A 26,694-nucleotide genomic window follows, 5' to 3' on the forward strand; every position below is an offset into this window, starting at 1 on the left:
ATGATGACTTTTGCGCCGGTCCGTTACCGTCTGTCGACTTCCGCGTTGTCAGTGCACAGCGGCCGCACTCCAGGCGGCCCCTCTCGTTCCTCTCAAGGAGAACTGATGTCGCGTATCTCGAAGGCTGCCGCCGTCATGGCCGGTACCGGTGCCCTGCTCGCGGGCGGTGCCGGCCTGGCCACCGCCGACTCCGGCGCGCAGGCCGTCGCGGCCGGCTCCCCCGGCGTCCTTTCGGGCAACGTCGTCCAGGTGCCCGTGCACGTCCCGGTCAACGTCTGCGGCAACACCGTGAACGTGATCGCGCTGCTGAACCCGGCGTTCGGCAACACCTGCGCCAACGTCTCGGACAGCCACGAGGACAAGGGCGAGTACGGCTACGGCCACTGATCTCCCCGCAGCACCGTGAGGGCCTCCCCCTCCGCCCCAGGGCGGGAAGGGGAGGCCCTTCGCGCGGCGCCGTTCAGACGTACTGGTAGAGCCGGGTGTGGTCCATGAGCTGTGAGGGCCGCACGTCCCAGGGCGGCATGGGCCGGTCGGCCGGGAACACCCGGTCCCGCTGCGGGTCGTCCTCCGGGAGCTCGCGGGAGGGCAGATAGCGCGAGCGTGGATGCGCCTTCTGCCAGCGCGCCCAGAGCAGGTCGATGAAGGCGTGGTGCAGCCAGAAGACGGGGTCGTCGGGCGACGCCGCGCCCCCCATCGACCCGCCGATCCAGCGGTGCACCTGGTTGTGGTTGGCCACACCGCGGCCCCCTCGGATGCCCCAGCCCTCGATCCTGTTGCGGAATCCGGTGGCGCTGACGCTGTTCCAGGGCGCGGTGTCGTAGACCGGGTCGCGCAGCGCGCGGTCCACGTCCGCCGCGCGGGGCAGCGTGACCGGCGAGGAGGGGCGGCCGAGATTGCGCCGCAGGAAGGGGTCGTCGGTGACCCCGGCGCGGATGCGCCAGTTCCCCCGCCGGTAGGCGAACGGCCCCGTCATGACCTGCCGGTCGCCGGGCCTGCCGTTGCCGCCGAGGAAGTCCTCCGCCCAGAGGGAGGAGCTCGTGGTGTTGTCCCGGGTCCAGTCCCAGTAGGGGATCGACACCCGGGAGTCGACGGACCGGAGCGCCGCCTCGAATTCCAGCAGGTACCTGCGGTGCCAGGGGAAGAAGGACGGGGTCATGTGGGCGGGCCGCGGTCCGGTCTCGCCGTCGGTGACGTAGTACTGCCGGTGCAGGCTGACGAACTCGTCGTAGCGTCCCGAGCGCTTCAGCTCCAGGATCGCGTCGACCAGGCGTTTCTTCTCGGTGCGCGTCAGATCGCGCTGGTTCTTGCGGTTGTACACCCGTGCTCGTCCTTAGGGTTCAGATGGTGTGCGGGGAGACGGCGGACAGCTGGGCGGTGCCGAGCTCGTCGACCGCGGCGCGGGCGGTCTCCCGGAGCGTCGGGAACGACTCGTAGTGGTTGACGGTGCTCAGGTAGGTGCCGTCCGCGCGGCGCATGACGTGCAGCGCCCTGCCGTCGATGTGGATCTCGGCGTCCGGTGCCGCCGCGGCGCCGGACGCGTACGGCTGCGCACCGGTGAGCGGCTGCGCGCCCGCGTACGGCTGCGCGCCGGCGAACGGGTGGGCGTCCGCCCCGTCGGCGGTGGCCGTGCCCCGGATGTCACGGCCCTTGTACACCTCGGAGAAACGCTCGGGCCCCACGGCGTCCCGGTCCTGGCCGGGGGATCCGCCCTCCGGCTTCCGGAGGAGGACCGGGGCGAGCGCGCCGCCGGTGCAGGCGATCACGGTCGCCGTGAAGGCGGTGCGCAGTACGGCGCGGCGGGCCGGGCCGGTGGTCCGGGACGGTTCCCCGCTCGCGCCGGTGGTCGTGTTCATGATGGGTGTACCTGCCTCTCGTCCGCACGTGCGAGATGTCTCGCTCGTGAGTGGCAACGAGACGGGGCTCGAACGGTTCTCATCCGTTACGCAGCACGGACGCATCGCGCGACCGTGGGAATTCGCCCGCCGGTCCGGTCGTGTCGGCCGCGCGGCACGGCGCGCCGGGACAGCATGGCCGTCCGAGCTCCCGGAGGTTGTATGAACGCGCAGACGCAGGTACGCAACGGCCGCGTACGGAGGGAGGCCTCCGCCGACCTGGCCGATCCCGGCTTCTGGCGGCTGCCCAGGCCGGAGCGGCTGTCCGCGTTCGCCCGGCTGCGGGAGCTCGACGCACCGGTCCTCTTCACTCCGCGTACGGGATCGGGTGCGCCGTTCCACGCGCTGGTCAGGCACGCGGACGTGCGCGCGGCCAGCAGGCGGCCGCAGGTCTTCGCCAGCGCGCCCGGCGTCACCACCCCGGAGCCGGCGCGCTGGGCCAAGGCGGTCTTCGGCAACTCCATGGTCAACATGGACGGCGCCGAGCACGCCGGGCTGCGCAGGACCATCTCCCGCGCCTTCACCCCGCGACTGCTGGCCGCGGCCGAGGAGAACATCGGCGCGGTCGCGCGGCGGCTTGCGGACGAGATGGCCGCCGAGGGCCCCGGTGACTTCATGCGTTCGGCGGGCGCCCGTATGCCGTTCGAGGTGATCTGCGACCTGATGGGCATCCCGGCGTCCCGCCGGGCCCGGATCGCCTCGCGCATCGACCTGGCGTCCGAGTACGTCGGGGTCCGGCGCAGGGGCCTGGCCAGGCTGCGGGTGCCGGGACGAGGGCTGCGCTCCCTGGCCCGGATGCAGCTGGACATGGCGGCCGTCGCCCGCGAGCGGCGCCGCGTCCCGGAGGACGACGTGATCTCCGCGCTCGTCCGGGCGGATGTCGACGGGCAGGCCCTGTCCTCGCGTGAGCTCGGCGCGTTCTTCTCGCTGCTGCTCGTCGCCGGCGTGGAGACCACCAGGAACGCGATCGCCCACGGGCTGGTGCTGCTGACCGCGCATCCGGAGCAGCGGGAGCTCCTGGAGTCCGACTTCGACCGGTACGCGGACGGGGCGATCGACGAGATCGTCCGGCACTCGACGCCGATCATCCAGTTCCGCCGGACGGTGGCGGCCGAGTGCGCCCTGGGCGGCCGCACGTTCGTGCCCGGGGAGAAGGTCTTGCTGCTCTACGCGTCCGCGAACAGGGACGCGTCCGTCTTCGACGACCCCGATTCCTTCGACATCACCCGGTCCCCCAATCCGCACCTCGGATACGGCGGCGGAGGCCCGCACCACTGTCTGGGGGCGCATCTGGCGAAACTTGAGATGAAGGCGCTCTTCCGGGAATTGCTCACCCGTCGGTCGGGGGTCCGGGCGGCGGGCGAACCGCGTCTGGTCGATTCGAATTTCGACAATCGCGTCGGCTCGCTCCCCTTCGCCTTCGAATTCTGTCACCCGAATGGGGCGCAATGAATCCTGCGCGTGTCGCTAATGGTCTATTCACGGGCGATACCACCACCCGTAGTTGAATATTTCTCCTTAGGGTCGAAAGGGTCGGATACAGGCCACAACCCAAGGAGGAGCCGTGCCCGTACAGCGCCGTCTCATCACATTCGGCACCGGGGCTGCCGCGCTCGGCCTTCTCGTCGGGGGAGCGTTCGTCGCGAATCAGGACGTCGGTGACGCCCAGTCCGGGAAAAGTGCCGCGCCGGCCCCTCCGGTCGCCGGCGGAACGACCGCCATCGGCGCCTATCTGGACTACGGCCCCCAGGGCATCCAGCGGATGGAGGAGCTGTCGCGCTGGCTCGGGGGTACGGAGCTGCGCGTCGGGCACACCTATCTGCCGGGCGACCTCTGGGAGAACATCGAGGGCCGCCCGGGCTTCCTCGCCTCGTGGGCCGCCTGGCGCAGGGCCGCCGACGACCGGATGTTCGTACTCAACACCCCGATGCTGGAGCGCAACGAGGCGCGCGTCTCCGACGCGGAGGTGCGGAGCCTGCTGCGCGCCGGTGCCGCCGGGGAGTTCGACGAGCACTTCCGCAAGCTGGCCGAGCGTCTGGTCCTGCTGGGCGTCCCGGACACGGTGATCGTGCTCGGCTGGGAGATGAACGGCACGACGTACACGCACAGGTGCGGGCCCGATCCCGTCGCGTGGAAGGAGTACTGGAACCGCATCGTCACCACGATGCGGTCCGTGTCCGGGCAGAAGTTCCGCTTCGACTTCGCGCCGAGCAGGGGGCGGGACGCCGTGCCGTGGACGGAGTGCTATCCGGGCGACGACGTCGTGGACATCATCGGCATGGACTCCTACGACCAGCCGCCCGCGCGGACCTTCGACGAGCAGGTGAACGAGCCGTACGGCCTGCAGAAGCAGGTGGACTTCGCGGCCGAGCACGGGAAGCCGATCTCGTATCCGGAGTGGGGGCTCTTCCGCAACGGCGACAATCCCGAGTACATGCGCCGCATGCTGGAGTGGATCGACCGTCACAAGCCGGTCTACCAGACGATCACGGACTACTGCCCGCACGGCGTGTGGCAGTGTGCCGAGAACCCCGAGTCCTCGCGGGTCTTCCGCGAGAAGCTGAGCGGACTGCCGGACGCCGAGCCGTCCGCGCCCGACCCGGTCACGACGCCCGCGCCGAAGCCCGACAAGCCGGCGCCCACGGTTCCCACGCCCGACCCCAACGAGAAGGGCTGGTGCATCACGGTGCCGCTGAGCGACTGGTTCGGGCAGTGGCTGACCGACCGCGAGTTCTGCGTACGCGACTGAGGACGGTCCCGGGAACGAAGGAGCAGGGCATGCGCGTGGCGGTGGCGGGCGGAACGGGAGTGGTGGGCCGGCTGGTGGTCGGGGAACTGACCGCGGCGGGCCAGAAGCCGGTGGTGCTGGCGCGGTCGCACGGCGTGGACCTGGTCTCGGGCACGGGACTGGACGCGGCGCTGGAGGGGGTGGAGGCGGTCATCGACGTGAGCAACATGATGACGCTCGGCCGTGCCAAGGCCGTGGCCTTCTTCGGCACGGCCGGCCGCAATCTGCTGGACGCCGGTGCGCGCGCCGGAGTCCGCCACCACCTCGCGCTGTCCATCGTCGGCGTCGACCGGGTCCGCCACGGCTACTACCAGGGCAAGCTGGCCCAGGAGGAGACCGTACGGGGTGGCCGGGTGCCGTGGACCGTGCTGCGCGCCACGCAGTTCCACGAGTTCGTCCTGCAGACGCTCGACCAGAGCCCGAAGCCGCTCGCCGTCGTGCCCCGGATGCGCACCCAGCCGGTGGCGGCCCAGGAGGTGGCCCGGCATCTGGTGGAGCTGGTGCTCACCGCGCCCCGGGGCATGGCGCCGGAGTTCGCGGGGCCGCGCGAGGAGCAGCTGGTCGACCTGGTCCGCAAGGTGCTGCGGGCCCGCGGCGAGCGCAGACTGGTGCTGCCCGTGCGGGTCCCGGGCGCCGCGGGGGCCGCCATGGCCGGCGGCGGTCAGCTCCCCGCGGGGCCGGGCCCCCGGGGCGTGCGGACCTTCGACGAGTGGCTCACGACCGCCGTCGCACGGGAGGGGTGAGGCGGTACACCGCCTTCCGCAGCTTTCCTCCCACGGAGCGGACCGGACGCACCGCCCCGCGACGCGTCGCTTCCCGATCACGCGCGTCTCTTCGATACTGGGTGGCGTACGCACCTGAGACACGAGGATCGGATTCACGCTGACGGCCGGTCGCCACGACCGGCCGGCGCGCTCCCCCAGGAGGAACCGTTGCGCATGCTCATCAACGTGCCGGAGACCGTCGTCGCGGACGGACTCCGCGGAATGGCCGCCGCCCATCCCGAGCTGGTCGTGGACCCGGAGAACCGCGTCGTCGTCCGGCGTGACGCGCCGGTGGCGGGGAAGGTGGCGCTGGTCTCGGGCGGCGGGTCGGGACACGAGCCGCTGCACGCGGGGTTCGTCGGGCCGGGGATGCTGTCGGCCGCGTGCCCCGGGGAGATCTTCACCTCGCCGGTGCCCGACCAGATGGTGCGGGCGGCCGCCGCGGTCGACAGCGGCGCGGGCGTGCTCTTCGTCGTGAAGAACTACACGGGCGACGTGCTGAACTTCGACATGGCCGCCGAACTCGCCGAGGACGAGGGGGTCCAGGTCGCCCGGGTCCTGGTGGACGACGACGTGGCGGTCGCAGACAGCACGTTCACGGCCGGCCGGAGGGGTACGGGGGCGACCCTGTTCGTCGAGAAGATCGCCGGCGCGCTCGCCGACGAGGGGGCCCCGCTGGAGCGGGTGGAGTCGACGGCGCGCCGGGTGAACGAGTCCTCGCGGAGCTTCGGGGTGGCGCTCAGCTCCGTCACCACACCGGCGAAGGGCACCCCGACCTTCGATCTGCCGCCGGGCGAGCTGGAGTTGGGCATCGGCATCCATGGCGAGCCCGGCCGGGAACGCCGTCCGATGATGACCTCGGGGGAGATCGCCGACTTCGCCGTGGACGCGGTGCTGGACGACCTGCGGCCCAACGGTCCGGTGCTGGTGCTGGTCAACGGCCTGGGGGCGACACCGCTGCTGGAGCTGTACGGGTTCAATGCCGAGGTCCAGCGGGTGCTGTCGGAGCGCGGTGTGCCGGTGGCTCGTACGCTGGTGGGGAACTACGTGACGTCGCTGGACATGGCGGGGTGCTCGGTGACGCTCTGCCAGGTGGACGAGGAGATGGTGCGGCTCTGGGACGCGCCCGTACAGACGCCCGCGCTCCGCTGGGGCCGGTGACGGAGATCGCCCACCGCCCGCGAGGAACAGGAGATCTTGTGCTCGACACCGATTTCTTCCGCCGTTGGATGGCCGCCACCGCGGCCGCCGTGGACCGTGAGGCGGGCCGGCTGACCGAGCTCGACGCCGCGATCGGGGACGCGGACCACGGCAGCAACATGCGGCGCGGCTTCACCTCGGTGACCGAGGTCCTGGAGAAGGAGGCCCCTGCCACGCCCGGCGCCGTGCTGACGCTGGCGGGCCGGCAGCTGATCTCGACCGTCGGCGGGGCGTCAGGACCCCTGTACGGGACTCTGCTGCGGCGAACGGGCAAGGCGCTGGGCGACTCGGACGAGGTGGACCCCGGTCAGCTGGCCGAGGCGCTCGGGGTGGGTGTCTCGGCGGTCGCGCAGCTCGGCGGCGCGCAGGCCGGGGACAAGACGATGCTCGACGCGCTGCTCCCGGCCGTGGAGGTGCTGGGCTCCTCCTTCGGGGAGGCCCACGACGCGGCGCTCGCCGGTGCGCTGGCGACCGTACCGCTCAGGGCGCGCAAGGGCAGGGCGAGTTATCTGGGTGAGCGCAGCGTCGGACATCAGGACCCTGGGGCCACCTCGGCCGCGCTGCTGATCGGGGCGCTCGCCGAGGCCGGGGAGCCGAGCGGTGGGGGCGGGGCATGAGCGAGGAGAACCAGGTCGGGATCGTGCTCGTCTCGCACAGCGGCCCGGTCGCCGCGGCCGTGGCCGAACTGGCCATCGGGCTGGCGGCCGGCGGGGCGACGGCGCCGGTGGCGGCAGCGGGCGGGACCTCGGCCGGCGGCCTGGGGACGAGCACGGAGCTCATCGCCGAGGCGGCCCGGAAGGTCGACAGGGGCGCCGGGGTCGCGCTGCTCGTGGACCTCGGGAGCGCGGTGCTCACGGTGAAGTCGATGCTGGCGGAGGGCGCTGAACTGCCGGACGGGGCACGGCTGGTGGACGCCCCGTTCGTCGAGGGGGCGGTCGCCGCGCTGGTGACCGCGTCGGCGGGCGGCGATCTGGACACCGTGGAGGCGGCGGCCACGGACGCGTACGGATACCGGAAGGCGTGAGGCCTGCCGCGCCGGCCGCCCCGGTAGGGAGGGGCGGCCGGCGCGGGTCCGAGGGGGTGGGGCTCAGACCGCCGTGCAGACGGTCCCGTTGAGGGTGAACCGCGTGGCCTTGGCGTACGTGCCGGAGTAGGCGCCCTGGAAGCCGAAGGACTGGCTGCCGCCGGGCTCGATCCGTCCGTTGAACGCGGCGTTGACGGCCCGTACGGTTCCGGAGGACGGGGTGAGCGTCGCGTTCCACGCCTGGGTGACCGTCTGACCCGTCGGCAGGGTGAAGCCGAGCTCCCAGCCGTCGACCGCGGTGCTGCCGGTGTTGGTGACCTTGACCTCGGCGGTGAAGCCGCCGGTCCATGAGTTCGCCGTGTAGCTCACCCGGCAGGCGGCGGGCTCGGCCGGCTCCCCGGGCTCCTCCGGCTCACCCGGGCCGCCGGTGCCGCCGCCCAGCTCGACGGTCGAGGAGAACGAGCCGAGCCCGAGGCCGGCACCGCCCTGCCACGGCTCGAACCCTGCCTGGACGCTGGTGAGGTACCAGGAGTTCTGCGCCATGCCCCGGGCGACGGTCGCGTCCACGAAGTCCATGACGTCGAAGCTCCAGCTCGCGATCGCGGACGGGGCCACGAACGAGATCACGTCATTGCCGCCGTTGTTGCCCGTCCACACCTCCCAGCCGCGCCCGGCGACGGTGGCGGTCCCGGTCTGCGAGCCCACCGGCTGGACGGGGCCCACCCGGTTGAACCAGATCATGATCTCGGTGCGGTTCACGCCGTCCTTGCGCGGCGTGGGGTCGAGCCAGATGTCGTAGGCCGCGTCGTAGACGGCGTTGTCGACGTACCGGTAGCTGACGCTGGTCGGCGCGCTGCTGATCGTGCTCAGCTGCGCCGGGAGCTTCGTGCCGGGTGAGCAGTTCGTGTAGTGGCAGCCGTTGAAGACGGAGGGATACGACTTGGGTGCCCCGTTCGTGGGCACCGAGCCGTCAGCCCTGGTGACGTCGAAGCCGGTCGCCGTGACGTTGACGCACTGTTCGGCGGAGGTGCCCCAGCGGTTGTTCTGCACCACGTACTGGCCCTGGATGACGGTCGTGCCGTACTGCTCGCAGATCAGGGTGTCGGCGTGCGCGGGTGCGGCGGCCGTGGCGAGGGCCGCGCACGAGGCCACGGCCACGAACAGGGCGGCGGCCTTGGTGCGGATGGACCGCAATAGGCGGACGGGGCTCTTCATGATGTCCCTTCGGTAGAGCCGGGGTGCCCGTGAGGACACCCCGGCAGGGAAACTGGGAGCGCTCCCACTCCGTTCCAGCGTGGAACCTATGGGGCTGGCGGGAACCGGCGCAAGGCTCAGTCCGCACCAAATGCCAACACACGCCCGGCCCTTGGCCACCACAACGGAACACCGCACGGCTCCCGGACGGGTCCGGGGGCCGTGCGGCGGTGGGTGCGGCCGGGGCGTGTCAGGCGGCGGGCTCCACCGCCCCTGCCGCGATCGCGATGCGCACCTGCCGGGTGGTTCCGTTGACGGTCACCGCGAGGGTGATGGTGCCCGGCCGGAGCGCGGTCAGCGTGCCCGTGGCCGGGTCCAACGTCGCGATGTGCCGCCCACGGGCGTCGTCCGCGTCCGAGACGCGCACGTTCGGGGAGCCGGTCCAGTCCGCGCTGAGCGGGAAGGCGACGGGTACCTTCCGCGCCCCCTGGGTGACGCTCGCGGCGACCCTCGTACGCTCCCCCGCGACGAGCTCGGCGGGCGCGTCCAGGGACAGCGCGTCGACATGGGCGCGGGTCTGGGCGGAGACCCAGTCGGGGCCGCCCCGCCACGGCTGCCGGCGCGCCGCGGCCTGTTCACCGGACGACACGCGGTCGGCGCCGACGAGGGTCCAGCCGGTGAAGCCCCCCTCGTCGGCGGGACCCGCCGGGGCCTTGCCGGAGTTCCCGTTGACCAGATACGGGACACCGTCGACGTGCGAGGCGTGGAAGACGCCCACGTGGCTGCCGATGAGGGCCGCGCCCTTGCCCGTCGTGCGGCGGAAGCCGGCGAGCCACTGTTCGACGAGGGCGGCTTCCTTGCGGTCGCTCAGCTGGCTGCCCTTCTGCGCGGTCGGGTCGCGCGGCGGCACGTGTTCGATCAGCATCACAGAGCTGACGGACCGGTCCTCCGCCGCCGCGTCCAGCTGGGCGCGGAGCTGCTCGATCTGTGCGAATCCTCCACCGCGCAGGCTGAGGCTCGAGGTGTCGAGGGTGAGGAAGCGGGTGCCCCGGTGGTCGAACGCGCGCTGGGCCGGACCGAACTGGGCGACGAAGTTGTCGATCTTCCCGCCCATCACCTCGTGGTTCCCCGGCACGTAGTACCAGGGAAGCGCGTCCCCGAGTTCCTCCTCCAGGATCCGCCGGGCGAAGGCGAGGTCGGCCGGCGACCCCTCGTCGACGAGGTCTCCGTTGACGACCAGGAAGTCGGGCCGGGCCGCCTTGATCTCGCGCAGGGTGCGGCGGGCCTGCTGGACGATGGCGCTGTCCGGGTCGCGTGCGACGAACTGGGCGTCGGACATCACCGCGAACTGCCAGTCCCTGCCCTCGGTCGTGGCGGCGGAGTCGATCAACGGGTCGGCGGGTACGGCCTGTTCGGGAAGCTCGACGGTCGGCGGGACCTGGGCCGTCAGGTCGTCGACGACGATCTCGCCGGTGTACTGCCGGGCCGCTGCCGTCTCGGCGAGGTAGAAGCGGTGCACGGACAGCGGCATCGCCACGCCCGGCGGCACCGCGAAGGTGACCTGCCGCCAGCCGGTCCAGGTGATGTAGGGACCGCGCAGCAGCTGGTCGGAGCCCGCCGCGTCCTTCAGATGGAGGGTCGGCCAGGCGCCGTTGCCGTCGCCCTTGATCCAGAGGGTGTACGCCTGCGGCTGGCCCGGCACGGCGACCGGCTGCGGCGGGGCGGCGTAGGCGGCCCTCGTCGCCGTCGAGCGGGTGAAGTCGTAGGTGAGCCGGAGGCCCGTGCCGGTGTGCCCCTCGGGTGTCGCGCCGAGGGAACCGTCGGCGCGGGCCTGGCTGAACTTCCAGGATCCGGCGTCCTCGAAGTCCGACACCGCCTGCTCGCTGAGCCCGACGCTCACCGCGAGGGTGGTGCTGACGCCCGCCACGGTGGCTGTGATCCGTCCCGCTCCGGTGCCGGTACGGGACCGTACGGTGAAGGACCCCTGGCCGTCGTCCTCGACGGAGAACAGCGCCCGGTCGTAGTCGAGGGTGAGGTCGGCGGGCTCGACGGGAGCACTCGTGCCGTGGGCGTCGAGGCCGACGATGCCGAAGGAGCCGGTGGCGTCCCCGTCCGCGAGCCCGACCCGCGTGGTGGTGGGCAGGATCCGGGCCAGCCGGTCCAGGACCGTGAGCGTGGTCCCGCCGTGCGCGCCCGCACGTTCCGCCTGTACGTCGGTCGTGCCGCCGCGACGCGCGGTGAACGTGCCCTGCCGGTCGACGCTGCCGATCGCCGGGCTGACGGCACGCCAGTGCGGTGTGCCCGCCGCTGGGCCGTACGTCTCGTCGTATCCCGCGGCGGTGAGCCTGCGGGTCAGGCCGGGGAACACCCGCTCGGGATGGCCTCCGGTGACCGGGCCGTCGCCGGGGGCGGCACCGGCCGGGGTACGCGTCCCCACCCAGAACCCTTCGAGACGGCCGCTGCCGTCGGGGGCGGTCAGGGCGAGGCCGTTGGGCACGGTGCGCTCGCTGCCGTCCGACGGGCTGTTCTCGACCTGGAGCTCGTCGCTGCCCGGCTCACGGGCCACGAGCGTCGAGGAGCCGCCGCCGTCGAGGTTCAGCGCGCTGTACGAGCCCGCGTGCCGCATCATCGCGCCGAGCTCGGTGAGGGTGACGCCGCCGCTGTCGGCCTGCCGGCCGTCGACGGTGACGACCTGCATGGTCCGGCCGTCCTTGGAGAAGCCGACGGCCGTGCGGGGCGCGGCGGTGTTGTTGCCCTCGCCGTCGTGGTTCTGGGCCACACCGTCGACGACGAGCAGTTCCCTGCCCCCGACAGCGGTACGCGGGACGGCTCCGCCGTCGGTGCGCGCGCTGTATGCGACGGAGACCGGGTCGCCCGGCGCCAGCGCGCCCAGCAGAGCGGCCCCGGCCTCCCGGCCGACGAGGACCACGGTGTCCTCGGGCACGGGCCCGGTGCCCGGTGTCCCGGACACGGAGACGACCTCGCCGTCACGGACGGCCACTTCGGCGACGGGCAGCGCGGCGTCGACGGTCAGGGCGCGGTCGGCGCTCCCCCAGGCCGAGGTGTAGGCGCCGACACCGCCGGCCGGTACGTTCGCCGCGTTGTAGGCGGCCAGCGGGTGTTCACCCGAGGGGAGGGTCAGCGTGCCCTCGAAGTACAGCTCCAGGACGCGGCCCGCGTTCTCCGGACCGATCCCGACCGCGCGGTTGGCGCCCGCGGCCGGGGAGTGGACCGTACGGCCGTCCCGGACTCCGGGGCCCTGGGGCGCTCCGGTCTGGTTGATGTCGAAGAAGTCCGCGTTGATCGCCGCGACGGTACGGCGGCCCTTCCCCGGGTCGTGCCCGGCGGCGAGCTCGGAGACCGTGTGCCGGTCCGAGACCTTGCCCGACGACAGGTAGTCGGCGCGCACCTCGCTGCCGTCCAGATCGACCGAGAGGGTGTCTACCCGCAGCCACTTGTCGGATTCCAGCCGGTCGTACGAGCTCAGGCTGACGCCGGGTGCGAGGGGGCGGGTGGCGCGGGCGGTCTCGATGCCGTCGCCGTCCAGGACGGACGCCGCCTCGCCCGACGGGGCGCTCGGCGCCGGCGGGGCGACGGGTCTGAGGCTCTCGGCGCTGGTGTGCGGACGGGGGTCCGGAGTCGTGTCGGCCGCCGCGGGTACGACGGACCCGGCCGCCGCCACCGCCACGGTCGCCAGCAGCACGAGGGGTGGCAGGGTGCTGCGGAAGGTGCCAAGGCCCACAAATCCTCCTGGTGCGGAGCGGATTGCACGCGATTCACGCTGTCGGCGGTCAGCATGACCGGACACGGTGGGTCGCACCAGAGGACAACGGGGACATCAGGAGAAACAGTGTGCGGCGAAGGAGTGACCCGCGGCGGCCCGGACCGGTGGCCTTCGCGCGGGCCGGGCCGCACACTTGACGACATGTCGGCAGTCAAGCGCAGCGCGGGAATTCTGCTCTTCCGGATCGCCGCCCGCGCGGACGGCGGCCGGGACACCGAGGTGTTGATCGGCCACATGGGCGGGCCGTTGTGGGCCCACCGTGAGACGGCCGCCTGGTCCGTCCCCAAGGGGGAGCAGGACCCGGGCGAGGAGCCGTCCGCCACCGCCCGGCGGGAGTTCGAGGAGGAGCTCGGGCTCGCCCTGCCGGACGGTGCGTGGGTGCCGCTCGGCGAGGCACGGCAGTCGGGCGGCAAGATCGTGACCGTATGGGCCGTGGAGGCCTCGCTCGACCCCGCCGAGGCGGTTCCCGGCACCTTCACCATGGAGTGGCCGAGGGGGTCCGGGGTGCGGCAGGAGTTCCCGGAGATGGACCGGTTCGCCTGGTGCACCCCGGACGAGGCCCTCGAACGGCTGGTCACGGGCCAGCGGGTCTTCGTCGAGCGCCTGCTCGCCTACGTACGGGAGGGCCGCGCACCCTCCCAGGCGTAGGCAGCCGGGTCCGTCGCCACCCGGCCCGCCCGGAGTTCGAGGCGGTCGCCGGTGAAGCGTCCGCGGAAGCTGCGGTCGTGCGAGACGACCACGACGGCTCCCCCGTACTGCTGGAGCGCGGCCTCCAGTTCCTCGACCAGCCCGAGCGCGATGTGGTTCGTCGGCTCGTCGAGGACCAGCAGGTCCGCCGGGCGGGTCACCAGCCGCGCGAGGGCCAGCCTGCGCTGCTGCCCGACGGAGAGGGCCGCGACGGGCACGGTCAGATCCTCCGGGCGGAACAGGCCGAGCGCCAGGAGTTCGCCGGCCCACTCGTCGGGGTGTCCCGGCCTGCCCGCCGCGAAGGTGGCGAGCAGGGTGCGGCGGGTGGGGCGGGCGGGGAGTTCCTGCGGGAGGTAGCCGATCCGGCCGTGCCGCCGGACCGTACCGGCGTCCGGGGCCAGGTCGCCGGCCAGGACGCGCAGGAGCGTGGTCTTGCCGGCGCCGTTGGGTCCGGTGACGAGAAGGCGTTGCCCGGGCGCGACGCGCAGGGAGGGCAGGTCCAGGCGTGCGCCGACGACGACATCGTCGAGCTCGGCGACGGGACCGGAGCCGCCGCTCCCTTCCACGGGGGTTCCGGCCCCGGACGCGACGGCGAGTTCGGCGGTGAAGCGGAGCGGACGGGGCGGCGCGGGGACGGGTGAGCGGCGCAGTGCCTCCAGCCGGGTCCTGGCCGCCCTGACCTGGCCGGACAGCTTGGCCTCGTGCGACCTGCGGTGTTTCCCGAAGCCCTGCCCCGGGTCCTTGCCGGTGCCCGCGAGCCGCTGCCCCGCCGCGTTCACCTGTTCCTCGGTGCGGGCCAGCTCCGTCAGCCACTCCTGGTGGTTCTGGGCCCATCGGGCGCGCGCGGCGGCCTTGGCCCTGCGGTATCCGTCCCAGCCGTCCCCGTAGCGGGTGACGCCCCTCAGGTCGCGGTCGACCTCCAGGATCACGGTGGTGACGCGCTCCAGGAAGGCCCGGTCGTGGGTGACGACGACCATGGTGCCCCGGTGGGCGCGGAGATGGGCCTCCAGCCAGCCGACGGCGTCGGCGTCGAGATGGTTGGTGGGCTCGTCGAGCAGCAGGAGTTCCGGAGCGGCGGCCAGCACGCACGCCAGGGCCAGCCGGGACTGCTCGCCGCCGGACAGCGAGCCGAGCCTGCGGTCCCGGGCGAGGGAGCCGAGGCCCAGGCCCTGCAGGGCTGCTCCGGTCCTGGCGTCGGCCTCGTATCCCCCGCGCTGCTCGTAGGCGGTGAGCAGGTCGCCGTACGCGGCGAGCCGCGCGTCGGTGGGCTCCTCCGCGGACAGTTCCTCCTCCGCGGCGCGGATCCGGCGCTCCAGTGCGCGGAGTTCGGCGAGTGCCTCGTCGACGGCGTCCTGGACGGTGCTGCCGGGGGCGAGGGCGAGGGTCTGGGAGAGGTGGCCGGTGCCGCCCGGGAAGCCGACGGTGATGTCACCGCTGTCCGGGGCCTCCGCTCCGGCCATCAGCCGGAGCAGGGTGGACTTCCCGGAACCGTTCTCGCCGATGACGCCCGCCTTCTCGCCGGGGCGGACGGTGAGGGACACCTGGTCGAGGACGGAGCGGTCGCCGTAGGCCTTGGAGACGTCGTTCATGGCGAGCTGGGCAGGGTGCGACTGAAGAGACATAGATGCTTTTCCCTGAGGTGACGGGCCCTCGGCGGCACGCACGTCGTCGTCGCGGACGGAAGCGCGCTGGGGGGCCGACGTGTCGTCGGACAGCGGAAGGGACTGCGTCGCGCGGTGTGGCCCTTGGCGTCACACGGCGACGGCCGCCGTCACGCGGCGGCGTCCTGGCCGGAACTCAGAGAAAGAAGTACAAGGTACCCATGGCGCTCATGTTACCCGTCCGGCGGGCGGGCCACGGTGGATTTTCCCGCCCACCGGGACCATGGCCGCGCCGACGGCCCGTCAGGCGGCACGGCGGGCGGAGCCGGCCGGGCACCGGCTCCGCCCGCCCCTGAACACTCGGCATCCGAACCCACGCGGGCCCGGTGCCTGTGCGCACCGGGCCGGCGGGCCTCGTCAGAGCAGGGGCGGCTGGGCGAACCTGACCAGCTCGAGTGCCTGCTGGGGGAACCACGCTCCGGCGGCGGGGTCCACGGTGCCGCGCTCCGGGTCCTCGGGACCCTCCGTGCCGCGCAGGCAGAGTCCGTCCGACTCCCCCGGGATCTTGATCCACAGCCGGGCGTCGTGGAGCGGGTCGCCCGTGCTGGTGGTGGGCCGGGCGCCCAGGCCCCGGTCCGGCGGGTTGCACCATTCCTGCGCGTCGGTGTACTTCCCTGCGGGTGCCGTCCAGGTGCCCAGGCCGTTGCGGCTGGAGTCGGTGACGAAGTGCTTCATCCGGGCGGGGTCGGTGTCGACGTTGGCGTCCAGCCAGGCCTGGGCGTCGGCCCGGGGCCACCACTGGTTGGGGCACTCGGCGCTGTCGCCGCCCTTGTCGACGTAGGCCAGGCAGGACGAGATCAGAGTGCCGTACCAGGAGTTGGCGTCCTCCGTGTGGTAGTTGGAGGCGTTGGTGTAGACGCCGGTGGCCCGCTCCACTCCGCCCTTCAGCAGGCGCGGCACGATGCTGTTGACCGAGTGCCAGCCCTGGTGCCCCGTGTCGAGGTAGACCTTGGTCCGGGCGAGCGGTTCGAGGGTGTCGACCGCGTAGTTCACCTCGGTGTAGCGGGCGGCCGTCCTCGTGCCCTCGGCATCGTCCTGGCCGCAGTCGGCGGGAAGCAGGGCGAGCGAGTCCGGCTCCAGGACGACCATGGCCTCGTGGCCGCCTATGCCCCGGGCGACGGCGTCGATCCACTCACGGTATTCGGCGGTCGTTGAGGCCCCGCCGCCGGAGTAGTTGGCGCAGTCCCGGCCGGGGACGTTGTAGAGGGCGAAGACCGGGACGGAGCGCTGCGCCGCCGCCTCGCGGACGACCCGCTTCGCCTCCTTCTCGACGACGGCGGGACTCTGGTCCCCGTACCAGACGGCGTGCGGGGTGCGGGCCATGGCCACGATGCCCGCGGCGTCGCGCAGCTGCCCCTTGCGTGCGAGGTCCAGGGCCTGGCTGTACGCGCCGGGGTTGGCGTCGGGCGTGTAGAGGCGGGTGCTCCGGTCGCCGGTCCGCTCCGCCGCCCCGTCGGCCCGCGCCGTGTCCGCGGGGCCGGCCGCGACCGCCTGGACGGTCATCAGCAGAGCCGCCGCACAGGCCAGCGGCAGGGCTCGTAACAGGGTCGCTCTGGTGCGCATGGGTGTGTCCATCCTCTGTCGCGACGAACGTGCGGGAGCGCTCCCATCAGCAGCGGCGGGAGCGCTCCCATGAGCGTTCCCGAGGGCCGTGGACGCGTCAAGAGCGGTGCGCGTGTTACTTCGTGGGACTGTGGGCCGCGGCGGCACCGGGGGCCGGGTCCGGGCTCCCGTTCCCGTGCGGTCTGCTGAGCACGAGTACGGCGATGTCGTCGCGCCGCACTCCCCCGGAGAACTCCTCCAGATCGCCCAGGAGCGCGTCCAGGACCTCGGGCGGCTCGCGGTCCGCCCATCCGCCGAGCCGCTGGTCGAGGGGGTAGAAGGCGCCGGTCACGTCGCGTGCCTCGGTCACCCCGTCGGTGAAGACCAGCAGCGCGGCACCGGGCGGGAAGGCGAACGACTCGCCCTCGCGCGCCTCACCGCTGAGCTCCGCCATGCCGAGGGGTACGGAGGTTCGGTGCAGGGCGATCGGGGACGCCTTGCCGTCGCACAGCAGCCGTGGTGGCAGATGGCCGCAGTTGACGGCCCGTACCCGGTCGCCGTCGTCGAAGGCCAGCAGGAGGGCGGTGACGAAGCGCTCCTCCTCCCCGTTCTCGGCGGAGAAGGCGTTGTGCCGGACGACCGCGTCCTCGACGGAGTCGGCCACGGCGGTGAGCTCCCGCTCCTTCACCGCGGCCTCACGGAAGGCACCGAGGGCGGCGAAGCCGGTGCCGATGGCGGGCAGCCCCTTGCCCTGGACGTCGCCGATGATCACCCGGGTCCCGTACGGCGACTGGACCACCTCGTAGATGTCGCCGCCGACGAAGCGGTCCTCCTCGATCGGCGCGTAGGCACCCTGGGCGAGAACCTGCCGCGTGACGATGGGGAGCGGGCGCAGGATCTGCCGCTGGAGCGCCACGGCCGCCGAGCGGAGCCTGGCCACCTCGGTGGCGTGCCGGATGCGCGCGGCGCATGCGACGACGCCGAGGGCGCTGGCGAGGGCCGTGAAGCCGATGAGGAAGACCACGTCCCAGAACGCCCCGGTCGAGGCGATGCGGGAACCGACGACGACCAGCGTGACCCATACCGCCACTCCGGTGGTCTGGCGGACCGTGCAGAAGACCGAGGCCAGCGCGGGCAGCACGACCAGGAGCGGGATGAGAGGCAGGTCGGAGCCGGTGAGGGCGTCCAGCAGGACGACCGCGAAGGTCAGGAGGAGCATGACGAGCGCGAGCGTCCAGGACCCGATGCGGGCGGCGCCCGCTTCCGTCTCACCCGGATCGGACCAGGGCGACACGTCGCGCGCCGCCGACGGGCGCCGGAGCCCCTTGACCACGCCGCGCCTCCCGCATATCGGTCGCTACCGCCCCACCTGTTCCAAACTACCCGCCCCCTGGTCCGGGGTCCTGGCGCGGGTCCGTGTCACCGCGTCCGCCGGAACGATCGCGGAGAGGAAGGCGGTCCTGCGGCGCAGGGTGAAGCCGAGGGATTCGTAGAGCCGGATGGCACCGGTGTTCGATGCAGCCGCATGGAGGAAGGGGGTCTCGCCCCGCTCCCTGATGCCGTGGGCGACGGCCCGGATGAGGCGGCTCGCGAGCCCCTGGCCGCGCACGGACTCGTCGGTGCACACCGCGCTGATCTCGGTCCAGCCGGCCGGGTGCAGACGCTCGCCCGCCATCGCGACCAGGACCCCGTCGCGGCGGATGCCGAGATAGGTCCCGAGCTCCACGGTGCGCGGCAGGAACGGGCCGGGGCGGGTCCGCTCGACCAGGTCCAGCATCTCCGGCACGTCGGCCGGGCCGAGCAGCACCGCCTCCGGGTCGGGCGCGGCGTCCACGGCCCGGTCCACCATCTGTACGCCCTCCGCGTGGAAGACGATCTCCCAGTCGGCCGGCGGCGGCTCGCGGAAGGCCGTGAGGGTGACGGACGCGCCGGGGCCCGCGAGCGTGGCGACATCGACCCAGTCCTGGGCGTCGGGGTGATCCGGGAGGGCGAGCCAGGGGGTGACGTCGGGCCGGTAGCGCAGGATGCGGCCGCTGCGCTCGGCGAAGTGGGCATGGGGGCCGGTCAGGGAGGAGCGTGCGGGATTGTCCAGCGGATGGAGGGTGTCGCCCTCCGGCCCGGGCCCGGCACTCCGCGACGGCCCGCTTTCGGGCGACGCGGCCGGGGGCGGGGGCAGGAGCGTGGGCGGCTGTGTGAGCGGCGATGTGGCCTCGGGCATGGACTCTCTCACTCCGTCGGGATCGGGGGCCGGCGACAGGGGTGAAAGCCCGTTTCGCCCCGTACCTATTCCCGTGCGGCCCTCTTTTCACAAACGTGCAACAGGCGGGCCCGCCCGGCGGGCCGGCAGAGCACACAGAAAGGGGGACGTGTGCAGGTCCGGCCAATCGTGTACCGCTGATCCGGATACGGCCCCAACAGGCCCCGGGCTGTGGCACTCTGGATACGGCCGCCCCACCGGGCTCCCCCGTACCGGTGGGGCGGTTCTGTGTGCTCCCGCGCCCACGAGGGCTCCGCCGTCACGCCCTCCGCGGGCGATCATGAAGCTTCTCGGCCAATACCGGGACGGGTCTGACTCAAAACAGCCTTCCTGTGCATGAGTTGCCGCCCATCGGGCAGGCGCCTACACCTCGAGGCCCACGACCTGAGGAGCGTGACGGGATGACGGCGCACACTGCACAGACCGCGCACACCACAGCTGCGGAACGGGCAGGCGTCTCGGACGGGCTTCCCTGGATCGAGGACGCCGGGCGGATCGCCCCGCAGGACGCGCGGAGGATGTCGAAGCTCTTCTTCGACCGTCTGCAGGTCCTCGAAGAGGGCACCCATGAGTACCAGTACGCCCGGAACACCCTGATAGAGATGAACCTCTCCCTCGTGCGGTTCGCGGCCGGCCGCTTCCGCAACCGGGGCAGCGGCGACATGGAGGACATCGTCCAGGTCGGCACCATCGGCCTGATCAAGGCCATCGACCGCTTCGACCTCTCCCGCGAGGTCGAGTTCACGTCGTTCGCCGTGCCGTACATCGTCGGCGAGATCAAGCGCTTCTTCCGGGACACCACCTGGGCCGTCCATGTGCCGCGCAGGCTGCAGGAGTTGCGGGTGGACCTCGCGAAGGCGAAGGAGACCCTGGCGGCCGGACTCGACCGGGACCCGACCGTGACGGAGCTCGCCGAGCACCTCGGTCTGGAGGAGGAAGAGGTCACCGAGGGCATCGTCGCGGCCAACGGCTACACGGCCGGATCGCTGGACATGCCGTCCGACGCCTCGGAGCCGGCGAGCCGCGCGGTCGGCGGGCGTACCTACGCCGATGTGCTCGGCGAACCGGACCCCGCGATGGAGTCGGTGGAGAACCTCCATACGCTCGCCCCGTTGCTGGGCGAGCTCGACGCACGTGAGCGCCGCATCATCGACATGCGGTTCGGCCAGGAGATGACACAGGCTCAGATCGGCGAGGAGCTCGGCATCTCGCAGATGCATGTGTCGCGGCTGCTCAGCCGCATCCTGCGGAAGCTGCGCAGCGGGATGTTCACGCAGGACTGAGCGGGTTCACACAGGACCGAGCGGGTTCACGCAGGACCGAGCGGGAGAGACAGGACGGACGAGTCGGCGCAGGGCCGGTCCCCGGCGGTGGGGGCCGGTCCTGCGCCTTGTGTTGCGGCGGCGTTGCAGCTTCGTGGACACGTGAGCGAGTCGCTTCCGCAGCCGCCCGGGCGGCCTCTACGGTCACTGACCAGTAGGCCGCCGGCCGCCGGAGGCGTGTGAGAGGGAATCCGCCGCCCGGCCGCCCCGGGCCGCGCGGGGCGGTGGATTCCCTGCCCCGGTTCGCGGGCGCCTCCCTTCGACCTCCTCTGGAGCGCTCATGACGTCCGTACCGCCGTCCGAAGCCGCGTACGACCGGATACGGCTGGGCCAGTGGGCCGCTGGCCGTGCCAGATCGGCCGGGATCGACCGGCGTGATCTGCTGAAGCTGGTGGCCGCCGCGTCGGTCGCCGCACCACTCGTCCCGGCACTCGCCTCTCCCGCCCGGGCGGCGCAGACCCTCGCCGGCGTGGTGAAGCCCCTGCCGCCGGAGCTGTTCACGGTCCGCGGCACCAACGCGGAGACGAACTTCGCGGCGCTGCGGGACACCGGGCTGCTCACCCCCGCCGACCGCTTCTTCGTCCGCAACCACACGGCGACGCCGGTCCTGGACGCGGCGGCCTGGAAGCTGACCGTCTGGGGCAGCGGACTCACGGGCGGCCCGGTGGACTTCTCCTACGAGGACCTGCTCGCCCTGCCGTCCGTGTCCCGGACTGCGTTCGTCGAGTGCGCGGGCAACGGCCGGAGCTTCTTCACCTCGCAGCAGGGCCAGACGGTCAGCGGCACGGCGTGGACCCTGGGCGCGATCGGGACGGCACGCTGGCGCGGGGTGCGGCTGGCCGATGTGCTGCGCCTGGCGGGCATCGGCCGGGACGCGGTCGACGTGCTGCCGCGCGGGCTGGACGCTGAGGTCGTCAGCGACGGTACGAATCTGGGCCGGGTCCGCAGGCCGCTGCCGGTGGCGAAGGCCCTGGACGACGTGCTCCTCGCGTACGAGATGAACGGCGAGCCGCTGCCGCCCGACCACGGCGCCCCGGTCCGGCTGATCGTGCCGTCCTGGGTGGGCATCGCGAACATCAAGTGGGTGGGCGACATCGAGGTGAGCGCCGAGCCGCTGCTGACTCCGTGGAACACCGGCCTGTACCGGCTGTTCGGCCCCGGTCATCCTCCCGAGGGCAGCGCGCCGCTCACCCGCCAGACGCTCAAGAGCGCGTTCGAACTGGCCCCCGGTGCCTCGTTCGCGGCGCACCGGCGGCATCTGCTCACCGGCCGGTCGTGGTCGGGGGGCGCGCCGGTGCGCCACGTCGAGGTCAGCACCGACGGCGGCGGCCACTGGCGCCCGGCCAGGCTGCGGGACGAACCAAGATCCGGGAGCTGGGTGCGGTGGACGGCCGACTGGGTCCCGAAGGCGACGGGCCCCGGCGTGCTGCTCGCGCGGGCGACGGACCGTTCGGGCCGCACCCAGCCGGAGACCACGGCGCACAACACGCAGGGCTACCTCTTCGACGCGGTGGTGCGGCACCCGGTGACCGTGGTCTGACGTACTTCTCGGCGTACGCGCTGCCGCCCTACTACTCGGGGCGGCCCGCGTAGTACGTGGCCATCATGTCCTGGTCACCGTGTCCGGCCGCCTCCGCCCGGCCGAAGCGCTCGGCGGAGGCGGCGACCAGATCGAGCCTCACGCCCGCGGCCTCGGCCGCGTCGAGGATCAGCCGGGAGTCCTTGAGCGCGGTGGAGAGCGCGAAGCTCGGGCTGAGATCGCCGGAGAGCACGGCGGCGGACTTGGCCTGGAGGTACGGCGTGTCCAGCGGGCCGCCCTTCATCGCGTCGAGGAACAGCTGCGGGTCGAGCCCCAGACCCTCGGCGAGATTGAGGCATTCCGCCACGCCGTTGACCAGGTTGATCACCCAGGTGTTGGCGACGAGTTTGAGCCGGGTGGCGGCTCCGGGATCCTCGCCGACCCATACGGTGCGCTGCCCGATCGCCTCCAGGACGGGGAGCACCGTGGCGCGTGCGCCCGAGGGGCCGGACACGAACACGGTGAGGGTGCCCTGCTCCGCGGGCTGTCTGGTGCCGGAGACGGGGGCGTCGAGGTAGACGAGTCCCAGGCCGGCCGCCCGGTGGACCAGTTCGGCCGTGGAGTCGAGCCCGACGGTGGCGCTCTGCAGCCAGACCTGTCCCGGGCGCAGGCCGGGCGTCGCCGCGGTGAGGGTCTCGGCCACGGACGGGCCGTCGTTCAGTGCGGTGAGGACGACGTCAGCCCCGCGTACCGCTTCCTCGGCCGTGTCCGTCACGGTGGCGCCCTGGGCGGCCAGCGGCTCGGCCTTGGCGTGTGTGCGGTTCCAGGCCCGGACGGGGAGCCGCGCCCTGAGCAGGCTGCGGGCCATCCCCGATCCCATGATCCCGGTGCCGAGGACCGCGACGGTCGGTGCGCCCGGGGCGGTGTCCGCCGGGGAGTCGGTGGCCATGGGGAGAGTCCCTTCGTCGGTGCGGGCGGTCTGGCGACCCGTGGGGCCTCAAGACTGCCGCAGCGCGCCGTCCAGCACAGCACGGTGGACGGCTCTGGCGAGTCGCGCGCCCCAGAGCGAACGGGGCCCGGCGAACGGTTCACCGGGCCGCTCCCCCGGGTCCGGCGCGGCGACGCACACCGCGTCCGTCGGGGTCCCGGAGCAGTCGAGCCCGGCGTCCACGAGGGCCTGGACCTTCGCCTCGGTCGCGGTCGCCACCGCGTTGACGAGCGCGGCGTCCGAGAGGGGTACCGGCAGGACGACGACGATGTTGACGGTGCCCGGCGGGAGGGGGTCTTCGGACCCTTCGGCGGGGGCGGCGGCCCATCCCCGTACGCCGAGGCCGCTGGTGACGGTCGCGGTCGCGCCACCGTCGTCCGCGACGGTGTACGCGGTGACGTCGGCGGCCGTCATCAGTCCGGCGCCGGGCCCTTCCAGCGCCTCGGCGGCGGCGATCTCACGGAGGTGGCGGTCGGGGTCGAGCCGGGGGTAGCCGCCGGGCACCTGGGCGTTCAGGATCCAGGCGCGCGGTCCGATCCCGCCGCCGAGCACGGCACTGCTGCACACCCGCCAGCCCGGTCCCAGCCTCCAGACCAGGTGGTGCAGCCCCAGGCCGTCCTCCCGCCTGGCGAGCAGCTCGCCGCGCTGCCGGGGCAGGCGGACGCCCGTGGATCCGATGGCGCACCCCTCCCGACAGGCCGGCCGGCGGTCGGCGACAGCGCGTCGATCATACGGGCGCGCCCTGTCCGCACATTCGGCGCACCCAGGCGAGTGCTCACCCGAATGGCGTAACCGGAGGGGAGGGCCGACATCCGCGTGGAACGGGGCCACCGCCCCTCCCCGGTGTCCCGGGCCGCTCGCCGCCACGGCCGGGAAGTTGCAGCGTCCATCCGGGTGAGGCGCGATGGAACCCGGACGCGCCACCCCAGGTGGACCCACCACACAGGACGCGCCCGGGCGAGGAGGAATCGGCCATGGGAGCCGCTGACGGTTTCACGGATTCCGGAGAACTCGACGGTCTGACCGTCTACGACAGCGACGGCGAGAAGGTCGGCACTGTTGGCCGGGTGTACGTCGACGACGACACCGGCAAGCCCGACTGGGTGACGGTCAAGACCGGCATGTTCGGCATGAAGGAGAGCTTCGTACCGCTTGCCGGAGCCCGCAGCGTGGGCTCCGACCTGCACGTCTCACATACGAAGGACCGCGTCAAGGAAGCCCCCCGGGTGGACGCCGACGCGCATCTCTCCGTGTCCGAGGAGGAGGAGCTCTACCGGCACTACGGGATGACCAGGAAGGCGACCGGCCGCGGCGACGCCCGCACGACGTCCGGGACGGGAACGGGAGCCATGGGAGCCGCCGGTGCCGCGGGCGCCGCGGGCGCCGCCGGAACCGGTACCGCTCGCACCACCTCGGCCGGACAGGCGAAGACCTCGGGCACGGCGGCCGGCATGGGCACCACCGGTGCCGGCACGGGCAGGCACCGCGACATGGACATGGACACCTCCTCCACGTCCCGCCCGCTCGCCGGAGCCGGAGCCGAACGGTCCGCCGCGGGCACCGGCCGCGAGGAGATGATCCGGTCCGAGGAGCAGCTCCAGGTCGGCACCGAGGAGTACGAGAGCGGAAGGGCGCGCCTGCACAAGTACGTCGTGACCGAGAACGTCACGCGTACGGTGCCCGTGTCCCATGAGGAGGTACGCGTGGTGCGCGAGCCTCTGAAGCCGGGCGAGCGGACGACGGGTGTGAAGGGCACGAGCGAGCTCGGCGAACAGGACGTCGAGGTCACCCTGCACGCCGAACGAGCCACCGTCCGCAAGGAGGCGGTCCCGGTGGAGCGGGTCCGTCTCGAAACCAGCAAGGTCACCGAACAGAAGGAAGTCTCCGCCGAGCTCCGCAAGGAGAAGATCGACTACGCGGACGGCAAGGACATGGGCAGCGGCAAGGACACGGGCGGCGAGTTCGGCCAGGGACGTCGTCGCTGACCCCTCACCCAGCGGCACGAGGCCGCGCGACAGCGAGCGAGGGGCGGTCCCGGTCGGTCGACGGGCCCGCCCTCTCGTGGTGCCGCACACGGGCCCGCCCTCTCGTGGTGCCGCACACGGGCCCGCCCTCTCGTGGTGCCGCACACGGGCCCGCCCTCTCGTGGTGCCGCTCCGCTCGTGCGGCCGGCCCGTGCGTCACGGACTCCCCGGCAGGAACCGCACCGAGGGCCGGCCGTCCGGGCCTTCCCGCGTCACCACCGCGCGTACACGGTAGACATCGGCGATGAGTTCCTCGGTGATCACCTCCGAGGGCGTTCCGCCGGCCACGACGCGGCCTTCCTTCATGACCGTCACCCGGTCGCAGAACATCGCCGCCAGATTGAGGTCGTGCAGTGCGATCACCGCGGTGACGGGCAACGCCGCGACGAGGGACAGCAGTTCCAGCTGGTGCTGGATGTCCAGATGGTTCGTCGGCTCGTCCAGCAGCAGTTCGCGCGGCCGCTGGGCGAGCGCCCGGGCGATCTGGACGCGCTGGCGCTCGCCCCCGGACAGGGTGTGCCAGGACTGGCCCGCGCGGTCGGCGAGTCCGGTGCGGGCCAGCGCCTCGCGTACGGCGTCCTCGTCGTCGGGGCCGGGCGCCGACCAGGCACGGCGGTGCGGGATGCGGCCGAGGCGTACGACGTCCGCCACGTTCATCTCGACCTGGGTGACGGCATGCTGGTCGACCACGGCGACGCGGCGGGCGACGCTCCTGCGGCCGGTCTCGGCGAGGGTGCGGCCGTCCAGGGTGACCACGCCCCGGCCGGGGGTCAGCACGCCCGCCATCACCCTGAGCAGCGTGGTCTTGCCCGAGCCGTTGGGTCCGAGGAGCCCGGTCGTGCTGCCGGGCGGTGGGGCGATGCTCACCCCGTCCACGACGAGCCGTCCGCCCGCCTCCCGGCTGACCCGCGACGCCCTCAGCCCCTCGCCGGGCGCGGGTGCGACGGTCCCGGGGTGCGTCTGACGGCTCATGTGCTCCTCCGCGTGCGGTAGAGGACCAGGACGAAAGCGGGTACGCCGATGAGGGAGGTGACCACGCCGACCGGCACCTCCTGGGGGTCGAGGACGGTTCTGGCCAGGGTGTCGACCCAGACCAGGAAGACGGCCCCGGCGAGCGCGGTGAGCGGCAGCAGCCGCCGGTGCCCCGAACCGGCCAGCGCACGGGCCGCGTGCGGCAGCACGAGGCCGACGAACCCGATGGCACCCGCCGAGCTGACGAGGGCCGCCGTTAGCAGCGCGGTCGTGCAGAGCAGCACGATCCGGGTGCGGGCCACGTGCACCCCGAGGGCGGCCGCCGCGTCCTGGCCGAAGGCGAAGGCGTCGAGCGTACGGGCGTGACCCAGGCAGATCAGCAGCGTCACGGCCAGCACGGCCGAGCACGTCCACACATCGCCCCAGCCGACCCCGCTCAGGGAGCCGAGCAGCCAGAACAGCACGCCCCGGGTCTGCTCGGCGTCGGCCGCGGTCATCACGACGAAGGAGGTGAGCGCCGAGAAGAGCTGCATGGCCGCGACCCCGGAGAGGACGACCCGGTCGGTCGAGCCGCCGAGGGTGTGGCTGAGCAGCAGGACGAGGGCGAAGGAGCACAGGGCACCGGCGAAGGCCCCGGCCGAGACCGGGACCACTCCCCCGCCGACGCCGAGCACGACGACCACGACCGCGCCGGTGGACGCCCCGGAGGAGACGCCGAGGACGAACGGATCGGCGAGCGGATTGCGCAGCAGTGACTGCATCACCGTGCCGCACACCGCGAGCCCGGCCCCGCACACCGCGGCGAGCAGGGTGCGGGGCATGCGCAGGTTCCAGATGATGCCGTCGCGGATCGGGGTCAGCCGGGGTTCGGTGAGCCCGAGGTGCGAGGCCACGGCCGACCAGACGTCCGGGACGGAGATGCGGGCGGGGCCGATCGTCACGGCGACCGCGACGGACAGGAGCAGCAGGGCGAGACCTCCGGCCCACAGGAGGCCGTCGCGCACCACGCGGGCACCGGCGGTGCGGCCCACCGGCGGCAGTTCCACGCGTACGTCCGGGGCGTGTCCGGTGTC

General features: G+C 72.9%; 23 protein-coding genes. 11 read left to right on the plus strand and 12 right to left on the minus strand.

Features of this window, described 5'->3' with window-relative positions; translation table 11 throughout:
* Positions 1-105 precede the first annotated feature (105 nt).
* A complete protein-coding gene (locus AMK10_RS21935) occupies positions 106-387 on the plus strand; it encodes a chaplin (RefSeq protein WP_073749608.1) in 282 nt (93 codons plus the stop codon).
* 73 nt (positions 388-460) lie between these two features.
* Here AMK10_RS21935 and AMK10_RS21940 read toward each other — a convergent pair whose 3' ends face one another.
* Both AMK10_RS21940 and AMK10_RS21945 read right to left on the minus strand, forming a co-directional pair.
* On the minus strand, positions 461-1,321 hold the full coding sequence (locus AMK10_RS21940) for a tyrosinase family protein (protein WP_073749609.1): 861 nt from the start codon (positions 1,319-1,321) through the stop codon (positions 461-463).
* Positions 1,322-1,340: 19 nt separating this feature from the next.
* The gene (locus AMK10_RS21945) at positions 1,341-1,856 is read right to left on the minus strand and encodes a tyrosinase family oxidase copper chaperone (protein WP_073749610.1); all 516 of its coding nucleotides are present in this window, start codon (positions 1,854-1,856) and stop codon (positions 1,341-1,343) included.
* A 201-nt stretch (positions 1,857-2,057) separates the two neighbouring features.
* Here AMK10_RS21945 and AMK10_RS21950 point away from each other — a divergent pair, with 201 nt between their 5' ends.
* The 6 genes from AMK10_RS21950 to AMK10_RS21975 all read left to right on the plus strand — a co-directional run bounded on the left by AMK10_RS21950 (position 2,058) and on the right by AMK10_RS21975 (position 7,671).
* Positions 2,058-3,347 (plus strand): cytochrome P450, encoded by a 1,290-nt coding sequence (locus tag AMK10_RS21950; protein WP_073749611.1) that lies wholly within the window; start codon positions 2,058-2,060, stop codon positions 3,345-3,347.
* Positions 3,348-3,459: 112 nt separating this feature from the next.
* The gene (locus AMK10_RS21955; protein WP_073749612.1) at positions 3,460-4,644 is read left to right on the plus strand and encodes a glycoside hydrolase family 26 protein; all 1,185 of its coding nucleotides are present in this window, start codon (positions 3,460-3,462) and stop codon (positions 4,642-4,644) included.
* 29 nt (positions 4,645-4,673) lie between these two features.
* Positions 4,674-5,426 (plus strand): SDR family oxidoreductase, encoded by a 753-nt coding sequence (locus tag AMK10_RS21960; RefSeq protein WP_073749613.1) that lies wholly within the window; start codon positions 4,674-4,676, stop codon positions 5,424-5,426.
* Between the two features lie 195 nt (positions 5,427-5,621).
* Positions 5,622-6,608 (plus strand): dihydroxyacetone kinase subunit DhaK, encoded by a 987-nt coding sequence (dhaK, locus tag AMK10_RS21965; RefSeq protein ID WP_241839627.1) that lies wholly within the window; start codon positions 5,622-5,624, stop codon positions 6,606-6,608.
* 38 nt (positions 6,609-6,646) lie between these two features.
* Positions 6,647-7,264: a dihydroxyacetone kinase subunit DhaL gene (gene dhaL / locus AMK10_RS21970; RefSeq protein ID WP_073749615.1), complete on the plus strand. Its 618-nt coding sequence runs from the start codon at positions 6,647-6,649 to the stop codon at positions 7,262-7,264.
* Complete coding sequence (locus tag AMK10_RS21975; protein ID WP_073749616.1) at positions 7,261-7,671, plus strand: PTS-dependent dihydroxyacetone kinase phosphotransferase subunit DhaM; 411 nt, start codon at positions 7,261-7,263, stop codon at positions 7,669-7,671. Before dhaL ends, AMK10_RS21975 begins: the two co-directional genes overlap by 4 nt.
* Positions 7,672-7,734: 63 nt before the next feature.
* Here the strand turns inward: AMK10_RS21975 and AMK10_RS21980 are convergent, their stop codons facing one another.
* Positions 7,735-8,886 carry a GH12 family glycosyl hydrolase domain-containing protein gene (locus tag AMK10_RS21980; RefSeq protein ID WP_073749617.1) on the minus strand — a complete coding sequence of 384 codons (1,152 nt, stop codon included), beginning with the start codon at positions 8,884-8,886 and terminating at the stop codon, positions 7,735-7,737.
* A 229-nt stretch (positions 8,887-9,115) separates the two neighbouring features.
* Entirely contained in the window at positions 9,116-12,607 is a 3,492-nt protein-coding gene (locus AMK10_RS21985; protein ID WP_107428473.1) for a phosphodiester glycosidase family protein, read from the minus strand.
* 183 nt (positions 12,608-12,790) lie between these two features.
* Between AMK10_RS21985 and AMK10_RS21990 the strand changes: the two genes are divergently transcribed.
* Positions 12,791-13,297 (plus strand): NUDIX domain-containing protein, encoded by a 507-nt coding sequence (locus AMK10_RS21990; protein ID WP_073750141.1) that lies wholly within the window; start codon positions 12,791-12,793, stop codon positions 13,295-13,297.
* Here the strand turns inward: AMK10_RS21990 and abc-f are convergent.
* From abc-f to AMK10_RS22010, 4 genes are all read right to left on the minus strand, one after another.
* Positions 13,261-14,958 carry a ribosomal protection-like ABC-F family protein gene (gene abc-f / locus AMK10_RS21995; RefSeq protein WP_073749618.1) on the minus strand — a complete coding sequence of 566 codons (1,698 nt, stop codon included), beginning with the start codon at positions 14,956-14,958 and terminating at the stop codon, positions 13,261-13,263. The two genes, AMK10_RS21990 and abc-f, sit on opposite strands and share 37 nt — an antisense overlap.
* Before the next feature lie 396 nt (positions 14,959-15,354).
* Positions 15,355-16,560 (minus strand): glycoside hydrolase family 6 protein, encoded by a 1,206-nt coding sequence (locus AMK10_RS22000; protein ID WP_073749619.1) that lies wholly within the window; start codon positions 16,558-16,560, stop codon positions 15,355-15,357.
* 115 nt (positions 16,561-16,675) lie between these two features.
* Complete coding sequence (locus tag AMK10_RS22005) at positions 16,676-17,872, minus strand: PP2C family protein-serine/threonine phosphatase (RefSeq protein ID WP_073749620.1); 1,197 nt, start codon at positions 17,870-17,872, stop codon at positions 16,676-16,678.
* A 24-nt stretch (positions 17,873-17,896) separates the two neighbouring features.
* On the minus strand, positions 17,897-18,757 hold the full coding sequence (locus AMK10_RS22010; protein ID WP_079180819.1) for a GNAT family N-acetyltransferase: 861 nt from the start codon (positions 18,755-18,757) through the stop codon (positions 17,897-17,899).
* 440 nt (positions 18,758-19,197) lie between these two features.
* On the opposite strand from AMK10_RS22010, the gene AMK10_RS22015 reads away from it, so the two are divergent.
* Together AMK10_RS22015 and AMK10_RS22020 are read left to right on the plus strand one after the other, a co-directional pair.
* Positions 19,198-20,079, plus strand: coding sequence for an RNA polymerase sigma factor SigF (locus tag AMK10_RS22015; RefSeq protein ID WP_073749621.1), 882 nt, complete (start codon positions 19,198-19,200; stop codon positions 20,077-20,079).
* Positions 20,080-20,398: 319 nt separating this feature from the next.
* The gene (locus AMK10_RS22020) at positions 20,399-21,658 is read left to right on the plus strand and encodes a sulfite oxidase (RefSeq protein WP_073749622.1); all 1,260 of its coding nucleotides are present in this window, start codon (positions 20,399-20,401) and stop codon (positions 21,656-21,658) included.
* Positions 21,659-21,689: 31 nt separating this feature from the next.
* Here AMK10_RS22020 and AMK10_RS22025 read toward each other — a convergent pair whose 3' ends face one another.
* The gene (locus AMK10_RS22025; RefSeq protein ID WP_073749623.1) at positions 21,690-22,586 is read right to left on the minus strand and encodes an NAD(P)-dependent oxidoreductase; all 897 of its coding nucleotides are present in this window, start codon (positions 22,584-22,586) and stop codon (positions 21,690-21,692) included.
* A 48-nt stretch (positions 22,587-22,634) separates the two neighbouring features.
* Positions 22,635-23,237 carry an adenosylcobinamide amidohydrolase gene (locus tag AMK10_RS22030; RefSeq protein WP_073750143.1) on the minus strand — a complete coding sequence of 201 codons (603 nt, stop codon included), beginning with the start codon at positions 23,235-23,237 and terminating at the stop codon, positions 22,635-22,637.
* Positions 23,238-23,599: 362 nt separating this feature from the next.
* On the opposite strand from AMK10_RS22030, the gene AMK10_RS22035 reads away from it, so the two are divergent.
* Positions 23,600-24,610 carry a PRC and DUF2382 domain-containing protein gene (locus AMK10_RS22035; protein ID WP_073749624.1) on the plus strand — a complete coding sequence of 337 codons (1,011 nt, stop codon included), beginning with the start codon at positions 23,600-23,602 and terminating at the stop codon, positions 24,608-24,610.
* Positions 24,611-24,805: 195 nt separating this feature from the next.
* On the opposite strand, the gene AMK10_RS22040 is transcribed toward AMK10_RS22035, so the two are convergent.
* Both AMK10_RS22040 and AMK10_RS22045 read right to left on the minus strand, forming a co-directional pair.
* The gene (locus AMK10_RS22040; RefSeq protein ID WP_073749625.1) at positions 24,806-25,621 is read right to left on the minus strand and encodes an ABC transporter ATP-binding protein; all 816 of its coding nucleotides are present in this window, start codon (positions 25,619-25,621) and stop codon (positions 24,806-24,808) included.
* Positions 25,618-26,667: a FecCD family ABC transporter permease gene (locus AMK10_RS22045; protein WP_073749626.1), complete on the minus strand. Its 1,050-nt coding sequence runs from the start codon at positions 26,665-26,667 to the stop codon at positions 25,618-25,620. Before AMK10_RS22045 ends, AMK10_RS22040 begins: the two co-directional genes overlap by 4 nt.
* Positions 26,668-26,694: the final 27 nt, after the last annotated feature.

The organism is Streptomyces sp. CB02058 (assembly GCF_001905505.1).
Lineage (GTDB): Bacteria > Actinomycetota > Actinomycetes > Streptomycetales > Streptomycetaceae > Streptomyces.